At 45.5% G+C, this 8,683-nt stretch carries 4 protein-coding genes and 2 pseudogenes; 5 read left to right on the top strand and 1 reads right to left on the bottom strand.

Going from position 1 to position 8,683, the window contains the following annotated elements; translation table 11 throughout:
- Positions 1 to 645 precede the first annotated feature (645 nt).
- From EWV84_RS19725 to EWV84_RS19710, 4 genes and pseudogenes are all read left to right on the top strand, one after another.
- Positions 646 to 922, top strand: a pseudogene (locus tag EWV84_RS19725) (IS630 transposase-related protein); the annotation flags it as partial.
- A gap of 273 nt (positions 923 to 1,195) precedes the next feature.
- Positions 1,196 to 2,083, top strand: coding sequence for a succinate--CoA ligase subunit alpha (locus EWV84_RS19720; RefSeq protein WP_286825995.1), 888 nt, complete (start codon positions 1,196 to 1,198; stop codon positions 2,081 to 2,083).
- A 306-nt stretch (positions 2,084 to 2,389) separates the two neighbouring features.
- Positions 2,390 to 6,994 (top strand): glutamate synthase large subunit, encoded by a 4,605-nt coding sequence (gene gltB, locus EWV84_RS19715; RefSeq protein WP_287079542.1) that lies wholly within the window; start codon positions 2,390 to 2,392, stop codon positions 6,992 to 6,994.
- A gap of 68 nt (positions 6,995 to 7,062) precedes the next feature.
- Positions 7,063 to 7,185: pseudogene (locus EWV84_RS19710) on the top strand (type II toxin-antitoxin system Phd/YefM family antitoxin); the annotation flags it as partial.
- Positions 7,186 to 7,279: 94 nt separating this feature from the next.
- Here EWV84_RS19710 and EWV84_RS19705 read toward each other — a convergent pair.
- On the bottom strand, positions 7,280 to 7,417 hold the full coding sequence (locus tag EWV84_RS19705) for a hypothetical protein (protein ID WP_287079540.1): 138 nt from the start codon (positions 7,415 to 7,417) through the stop codon (positions 7,280 to 7,282).
- A gap of 194 nt (positions 7,418 to 7,611) precedes the next feature.
- On the opposite strand from EWV84_RS19705, the gene EWV84_RS19700 reads away from it, so the two are divergent.
- Positions 7,612 to 8,683, top strand: a 1,072-nt coding sequence (locus EWV84_RS19700; RefSeq protein WP_287079539.1) for an NB-ARC domain-containing protein, incomplete at its 3' end; no start/stop codon positions are given.

The following is an 8,683-nucleotide window of genomic DNA, read 5'->3' as shown; positions in this document are numbered from 1 at the left end:
GATAATTGACCACTGTTACATTTGGTAAATCGAGGAGTTGATCAAAATTTATCCACATAACCCACCTCCTGTTCTGTGTTACTATTATACCATGCTCACACAGAACCTAGAAGAGCCAGTTTCTTTGCTTACACCAATTTTGTAGTAGTTAGGGCTTGCTGAATAATGGTAAAACCCTTTTAAAATAAGGCTTTTGACCTGTTAAAATCCGATGTTCATGCTGCGAAAATAGGATTAAGACCTTCAAAAACCTTGCATTATCCTTCTTTTAGTACATAAACTGGTACAAACAAAGAGGGCAACAAAGCCTGAAACGACCGGCTACTGACTCCTGACTCCTGACTCCTAACCCCACCAACAAACTTTTTCAGCAAACCCTAGTTAGCAAATCCCCTGAGAATCGGATTTAGCTTTCGGATTATGGCTTCTGCTGTAGTTCCATTAAGGGCTTTGATTTCTTCACCAATTCTTTGGCAGAAAGCCAGGACTTTCTCTTTCATTGGTTTGATTAAAAGCTTGCCATCGTATTGACGAATATTGAACACTAGGAAGTTAAATCCTTCACTAATATAGTCATTTCAAATAAGTATTATACAAGTAAAAAATAGGGTAAAATAAGGAGAAGCGAGCAACCCATACAGAAAAATGTCTTATAGCCTAGACTTGAGAAAAAAAGTAATTGATTATGTAGAGAATGGGGGAATCATAACCAAAGCCGCCGCTCTATTTAATATAGGAAGATCCACAATATATAGATGGCGTTCGTAGGGAGAAACTTGAAGCAACAAAGGTGAAACACCGTCAGCGAAAGCTAGACTGGAAAGCACTGTCACAAGATGTCCAAGAAAATCCCGATGCAAGATTAAGAGACAGAGCCGAGAAGTTTGGAGTGAGACCAAGTGCCATAAGACTATGCCTTAAAAAAAATGAAAGGGGAGCATCTCACCTTTGTAACTCCTAAATTAAGTTTTATGTCAAGCTATTTTGAAAGCCTTACCAGAAGCAAGTTTTAGCGACAAGCATAATTACTCACTTGCATAAATGAGATGCTCCCACTTGCCTTGAGAACCTGATTACTGTTTACTGTTTACTGACCACTGAAAAAAACTTCCATCAACAGTGTCTCACTGATTACTGTTTACTGATTACTGTTTACTGTTTACTGATAACTAAAACAACTCCCAACACTTAATATATGAAATGGACAGATAAAGATCAGATAATTATGCAAGGGATCGATCGACCCCTAGGCAAATATTATGCGGCACGATTGAAAGCTCAGGGAACCTGTTTAGTAGCGGGAGTGGCTAGTGGCTGCAGTGGTGAGATAATCGCAGAGATACCAGTGTTTGATCTAGTGGCCGAGGCCGTTGCTGAAGCCGGAGAAATCAAGACCAGTTTAATTTTAGTCCCCCCCAATCAAGTCCTAGATGCGGCCTTAGAAGCGATCGCAGCAGCAATTCCCCAATTAATTATCGTCACCCCCGGAGTTCCCCCCTTGGATCTGGTGGAATTATTAAAGATAGCTAGTACCACCGGGACATTAATTCTCGGCCCCGGCAGCCAGGGTGTAATTATTCCCAATTATCTTTGGTTGGGTATTTGTGAACCCAGTTTTTATCAATCGGGGACAATCGGTCTGATCACCCGCGGCGATCGCATAGGGGATGAAGTGGCGAAAACTTTAACAGCAGCGGGGTATGGTGAATCTATGGCGGTAAATTTGGGTACTGACGGCATTATTGGCTCCAATTTGTCCCAATGGTTGCAGGTTTTTGAGGAAGATGAAAATACCGAGGCAATTCTCCTCGTCAGTCAGGTGGGGGGAAAGGCCGAAATCGAGGCAGCCAAATATATTGCCTCGGCGATCGAAAAACCAGTGATTGCCTATCTTGTGGGGTTAAATGCAGCGATTGAAACCAATTTCGGCGATACAGAAACAATTATTTCTAACCAACTTTCCTACTCTGTTGCCGCTAAGAATACCAGAAAAGATAGCTTACGTCATTTTCAAGAAGCTGGGGTGACAGTAGTAGAAAAATTAGCCGATTTACCTGCCTCTTTGGCTAAAGTCTTGTCCTGAATTTGACCCCATTGCTCCAATAATATTTATAATCTGACAATATTCTGCCAAAATAAGCACCTAACAAGGTTTCTCACCCCCATCCTTCCTGGGGGATTTTCGATGACAATTGCTGAGAGCTACTATATCATGGTAGATCACCTGTGATTCCTCAGACTGGCCAAGATAAAGATGGCAACAGGCAAAAATTAGGAAAAATCAGCGACAATCGAAACGGCAAGAGCAAAAAAAATTCTATTCTAGATTGACCCTTTCAGCAGACCAACTATCCCACCCTTCTAGACGACGACCGTAAGGATAACTTCTATGGCGCAACAAAATAACCTAAAAATCGACAATATACACCAAATCGATCCCTATTGGGGTCCTCCATGGCTCGTAGAAGAACGGGACGCTTGCGGAGTCGGTTTTATGGCCGATGTGCGCGGTTCGGGTAGCCATCAACTGATTGAACAGGCACTTTCGGCACTCGGTTGTTTGGAACACCGGGGAGGCTGCAGCGCCGATCAGGATTCCGGTGACGGTTCTGGTATAATGACCGCTATCCCTAGAGCTATCCTCGCTCCCTGGTTCGCCGAAAATGGCTTAAATATGCCAGAATCTGAGCGTCTAGGGGTGGGTATGGTCTTTCTTCCCCAAGCAACCCAAGAACGCGCCGAGGCTAAAGCACACATCGAGGAAATTGTCAATAAATATAATATTAAGATTTTAGGTTGGCGCGCTGTTCCCGTCCGTCCCCAAGTCCTGGGAAGACAAGCAAGGGAAAATCAACCCTTTGTCGAGCAAATTCTGGTTACTTCCCCCGATTTAGCCGGTTCTCAATTCGATCGCCTACTCTATATTGCCCGTTCTGAAGTCGGTAAGCAACTGGCCGATGATTTCTATTTCTGTTCCTTTTCCTGTCGCACCATTGTCTATAAAGGCATGGTACGGGGCGAAATACTGCGAGAATTCTATCTAGACCTGCAAAATCCCGCCTATAGCAGTCAATTCGCTATTTATCACCGACGTTTTAGCACCAATACCCAACCGAAATGGCCTCTCGCTCAACCGATGCGCTTATTGGGTCATAACGGCGAAATTAACACCCTTTTAGGCAATATTAACTGGATGTCGGCCCGGGAACCCGCTTTAGAAACGGAAGGTTGGACCCACGAAGAATTACAATCCCTGACTCCCATTGTTAACCCCGCTAACAGCGACTCCTATAACCTCGATAGCGCCCTAGAATTATTGGTGAGAACCGGTCGCAGTCCCCTAGAAGCAGCTATGATCCTAGTGCCGGAGGCCTACAATAATCAGCCGGATTTACAGGATTATCCCGAAATTATCGACTTTTACGAATACTATAGCGGTTTACAGGAACCCTGGGACGGTCCAGCTTTACTGGTATTCAGTGACGGGGGAATCGTCGGCGCTTGTTTAGATCGCAACGGTTTGCGACCGGCCCGTTATAGCATTACTAACACGGGTTATATCGTCGTTTCCTCGGAAGCGGGAACTATTCCCCTTGATGAAACCACCATTATCGAAAAAGGTCGTCTCGGCCCTGGTCAAATGCTCGCGGTAGACCTAGAAAAAGGCGAAATTAAGCGTAATTGGCAGATTAAACAGGAAATTGCCCGATCTAATCCCTACGGTGAATGGGTGAAATCCCAACGCACCTTTATTGACAAAGAAACAGCGATCGACATTCCCGCTCCTAGTAATCTCCTTCCCCGGCAAACCGCTTTCGGTTATACTGCCGAAGATGTGGATATGATTATCGTCCCCATGGCAGAACAGGGAAAAGAACCGACTTTCTGTATGGGTGATGACACTCCCCTAGCGGTCCTCTCCAGTAAACCCCATCTTCTCTACGATTACTTTAAACAACGTTTTGCCCAAGTTACTAACCCTCCCATCGATCCTTTACGGGAAAGTTTAGTCATGTCCCTGACTATGTATCTGGGACGACGGGGCAATATACTTAAATTAGGGGTTGATGACGCACATTTACTGAAATTAGACTCTCCCCTGCTCAATAACGCTGAATTAGCCAAAGTTAAAACCTCTAGCTACAAAACAGCCGAACTTTCTACCCTTTATGATCTGACCACCGGACCGGGGGGATTAGAAACTGCGATCGCTAATTTGTGCGCTGAGTCCGCCAAGAAAGTAGAATCGGGAGCGGAAATTTTAATTCTCAGTGACAGAACTGCTCCTATTGACGAAAAAACTAGCTATATTCCCCCCTTATTAGCTGTTGGTGCAGTCCATCATCACCTGATTCGCTCACACTTGCGTTTAAAAGCTTCGATCGTTATCGACACGGCCCAATGTTGGAGTACCCATCACTTCGCTTGTCTAATTGGTTATGGCGCTTCCGCAGTCTGTCCCTATCTTGCGTTAGAAACGATCGCCCAGTGGTGGATCGAGCCAAAAACCCAGAAATTGATGGAAAACGGCAAATTAGAAGCTATTAGCCTCGAAAAAGCCCTAATTAATTACCGCAAATCCGTAGAAGCAGGATTACTGAAAATCCTCTCGAAAATGGGTATTTCTCTCCTATCTTCCTACCATGGGGCGCAAATTTTCGAGGCGATCGGATTATCGGCAGATTTAGTTAAACTAGCTTTTAACGGTACTACCAGTCGCGTCGGGGGTTTAAGCATTGCGGAGGTGGGACAAGAAGCGATCGCATTCCACAGTCAAGCTTTCCCCAATCTTACGGCCAAAAAACTAGAAAACTACGGTTTTGTCAACTACCGTCCGGGGGGAGAATACCACATGAATTCGCCAGAAATGGCGAAAGCACTCCATAAAGCAGTGGCTGCTCACTCCAACGGACAGGGATATGACCATTACGAAACCTATCGTCAAATCTTACAGCAAAGACCCGTTACTGCATTGCGCGATCTATTAGAATTTAACAGCGATCGCGCACCGATTCCCCTAGAGGAAGTAGAATCGATCGAAAGTATCCTGCAACGCTTCTGCACAGGGGGAATGTCCCTCGGTGCCTTGGGACGGGAAGCACACGAAACCCTAGCGATCGCCATGAATCGCATCGGAGGTAAGTCCAATTCCGGAGAAGGGGGAGAAGATCCGATCCGTTACACCAGCTTAAGCGATGTGGATGCAGAAGGACATTCTGTGACTATGCCCCATCTAAACGGCTTAAAAAACGGTGATACGGCTAATTCTGCCATTAAACAGATAGCTTCGGGACGTTTTGGAGTCACCCCCGAATACTTAATGAGTGGAAAACAGCTAGAGATTAAAATGGCCCAAGGAGCAAAACCGGGAGAAGGAGGTCAATTACCGGGGAAAAAAGTCAGTTCCTATATTGCCATGTTACGGCGCTCAAAACCGGGAGTAACTTTGATTTCTCCCCCTCCTCACCACGATATCTACTCGATCGAAGATTTAGCGCAATTAATCTACGATTTACACCAAATTAACCCCCGGGCCAAAGTTTCCGTCAAATTAGTGGCCGAGATCGGTATCGGCACAATTGCGGCCGGAGTTGCCAAAGCTAACGCTGATATTATCCAGATTTCTGGTCACGATGGTGGTACAGGTGCATCACCCCTAAGTTCGATCAAACACGCGGGTAGTCCCTGGGAATTGGGAGTGACGGAAGTGCATCGGATGTTAATGGAAAATCAACTGCGTCATCGGGTGATTTTGCGCGCAGATGGAGGACTAAAAACCGGTTGGGATATCCTCATGGCTGCTCTCATGGGTGCGGAGGAATTCGGTTTTGGTTCCATTTCCATGATTGCCGAGGGGTGTATCATGGCCCGCGTCTGTCACACGAATAATTGCCCTGTGGGAGTCGCTACCCAGCAGGAACGTCTCCGCGCTCGTTTTCCCGGAATTCCCGCTCATGTGGTCAATTTCTTTACTTTGGTGGCTGAGGAAACGCGGCAATTATTGGCGAAATTAGGCTATCACAGTTTAAATGAGGTGATTGGCCGGGCAGATCTGTTAAAAGTGCGCTCCGATGCTCGTTTAACTAAGACAGAATCCCTCAATCTCGATTGTTTGTTAAATTTACCCGATGGACGCAGCGATCGCTCTTGGTTGCAGCACGAGGAAGTACATAGTAACGGTGCTGTTCTCGATGACGAGATTCTAGCAGATAGCGAGATTAAACAGGCGATCGAGCAACAGGGAACCGTCAGCAAAACCTACAGGATTGTCAATACCGATCGCTCCGTTGGGGCGAGAATTGCGGGGGTAATTGCCCAAAAATACGGTAATGACGGCTTTGAGGGCGAAATTAAGCTCAATTTCCAGGGTGCAGCCGGTCAAAGTTTCGGAGCATTTAATTTACCCGGTGTCAATCTCCATTTAGAGGGAGAAGCTAACGATTATGTGGGTAAAGGCATCTACGGCGGCGAAATTGTCATCGTACCGCCCCAAAACGCCAATTATCAGCCCGAAGATAACGCTATTATCGGTAATACCTGTCTCTACGGGGCCACTGGTGGGGTATTATACGCTAATGGTCGCGCTGGTGAACGCTTTGCTGTCCGCAATTCCACCGCAAAAGCAGTTATCGAAGCGGCCGGGGATCACCTCTGTGAATACATGACCGGTGGAGTAATTGTTGTGCTTGGTTCCGTCGGTCGCAACGTCGGCGCCGGGATGACAGGGGGATTAGCTTATATCCTCGACCAATCCCTACCGGAGAAACTTAACCCCGAAATTGTCAAGATTCAACGGGTTGCCACGGCAGCCGGCGCTGAACAGTTAAAATCTTTAATTGAGGCTCATGTAGAACGCACTAATAGCCCTAAAGGTAAGTTAATTTTAGCTAATTGGGATAGTTATCTCGGTCAATTCTGGCAAGTGGTTCCCCCCTCGGAAGCGGATAGTCCCGAAGCGCAAATTAGCGCGGAGAAAACCTTAACTTCGGTGTAATTTCTTTGGGGTGCGTTACTCTTGGTTAACGCACCCATTGATTAATTTTTTGACTGCGGAGTTGATGAATGGCCATGCTGCCCATCCCCACCAACTATACTAGCTATACCCAAGCACAAGAACATTTTGTTCAGGTTTTAGAACAAGTAGAACCAGGAAACTCGATCGTTATTGTCCAACGTCAGGGTCATAAGCTAAACGGCGCTTAACCTGCATGATCCAATAGCTATAACCCTTTTGGAGTCTATATCGGTGATCCGAAGTAAAAGCCGTTTAGCTTATTGACTACGGGTTTCCTTCTTCTTCCTCATCTTTTTGAGCTTTTGCGTCGGGGTCGCAAAATTTATCGATCAGATCGAGGATCGCTCTCAAAAGATCGACGCTCATTTTAGCAAGCTGTATATAAGTCATGATTTCTAGCATTTCGGTAACCTCCTACCTTTTGCCTTTCTTTCCTTATTATCTTGGCTAATTCGTAGGACATATCTTACATATTTAATGGCATTCGGGTAATATATTTTCTAATATAAATATCAATAAATTGCCTTAAAAATCGCTTGATTATAGTTTTTAAATTCCTTCCAGATAACTTCCGCATAACTTCTGAATAACCGCTTATGTCTAGATCGCTGAAAATCAATCCCGAATACATCCCTAAAGCCGAACTCGCTCTTAAACAAAAGAGATACACGAACAAAAGTACCTTCGCCGAATTGATTCCTTTGGCTAGAGCGACCGTTACCAAATTTTTCAAAGGTAAGCCGATTAGTCATGAGAATTTTACGACAATTTGCGAGAAATTAGGTTTAAACTGGCAAGAGATAGCATTGCTAGAAGAAAACTTCGGGAAAGGGGAAATTGATCGGAAGGACTGGGGAGGGGTGACGGAGGCGGATTTTTTCTGCGGGCGTACGGAAGAACTCGCCGAGATCAAACGGTGGATCATCGGTGACAAATGCCGTTTAATTACGGTTTTTGGGATGGCAGGGATGGGAAAAACCGCTCTCGCGGTGGAACTAGCGCAGGGGATCGAGGGAGACTTCGATTACCTCATCTATCGTTCCCTTAAACAGGTTTCTCCCCTTACGGAACTTTTGGGGGATTGGTTAGAGATTTTGACAAATTCTCCCCGCCGGGAGTTACCCGACAGTATCGATATCCGTTTGGCTAGGCTAATCGATAAAATGACCTATCATCGGTGTCTTTTGTTATTGGATGACGGCGAGGAAATTTTACAAAGCGATAATTTAAGCGGGAGATATCGAGAGGAATTTCAAGACTACGAAAAGCTATTGAGACGGATGGGAGAAGCACCGCATAAAAGTTGTTTAGTGTTGATGAGTCGGGAGAAACCCAAAGATATCGATTTTCTAGAAAAGCGGCAGAATACAGTAAAGTCTCTGTTCTTGGGAGGACTCGACGAACTATCGGCTAGGGAGATGGTGAATAAGGAGGGAGGACAAGGAACAGAGAGGGAGATTCGGGATTTTATCGAACTGTATCGGGGTAATCCTTTTTTTCTTAAGCTTGCTTTGGCTAGAATCGTCGATATCTTCGGTGGTAATATTGCGGAGTTTTTACAGACTGGGACGATAAATTTTAGCGATATTAAGGAGATGATCGAGGTGCAGTTTCAACGGCTTTCGGAAATCGAGCGGGAGATATTGGAGGTTTTGGCGAGGGAAGAGG

It is taken from the genome of Microcystis sp. M_QC_C_20170808_M3Col, from assembly GCF_007095505.1.
In the GTDB taxonomy this organism is placed as follows: Bacteria; Cyanobacteriota; Cyanobacteriia; order Cyanobacteriales; family Microcystaceae; genus Microcystis.
This window is presented reverse-complemented; position numbering and strand designations above follow the sequence as displayed.

Excerpts from the sequence above, each read along its gene's own strand:
- EWV84_RS19720 (WP_286825995.1), top strand. The coding sequence starts at position 1,196 with ATGAAATGGACAGATAAAGATCAGATAATTATGCAAGGGATCGATCGA.
- gltB (WP_287079542.1), top strand. The coding sequence starts at position 2,390 with ATGGCGCAACAAAATAACCTAAAAATCGACAATATACACCAAATCGAT.
- EWV84_RS19705 (WP_287079540.1), bottom strand. The coding sequence starts at position 7,417 with ATGCTAGAAATCATGACTTATATACAGCTTGCTAAAATGAGCGTCGAT.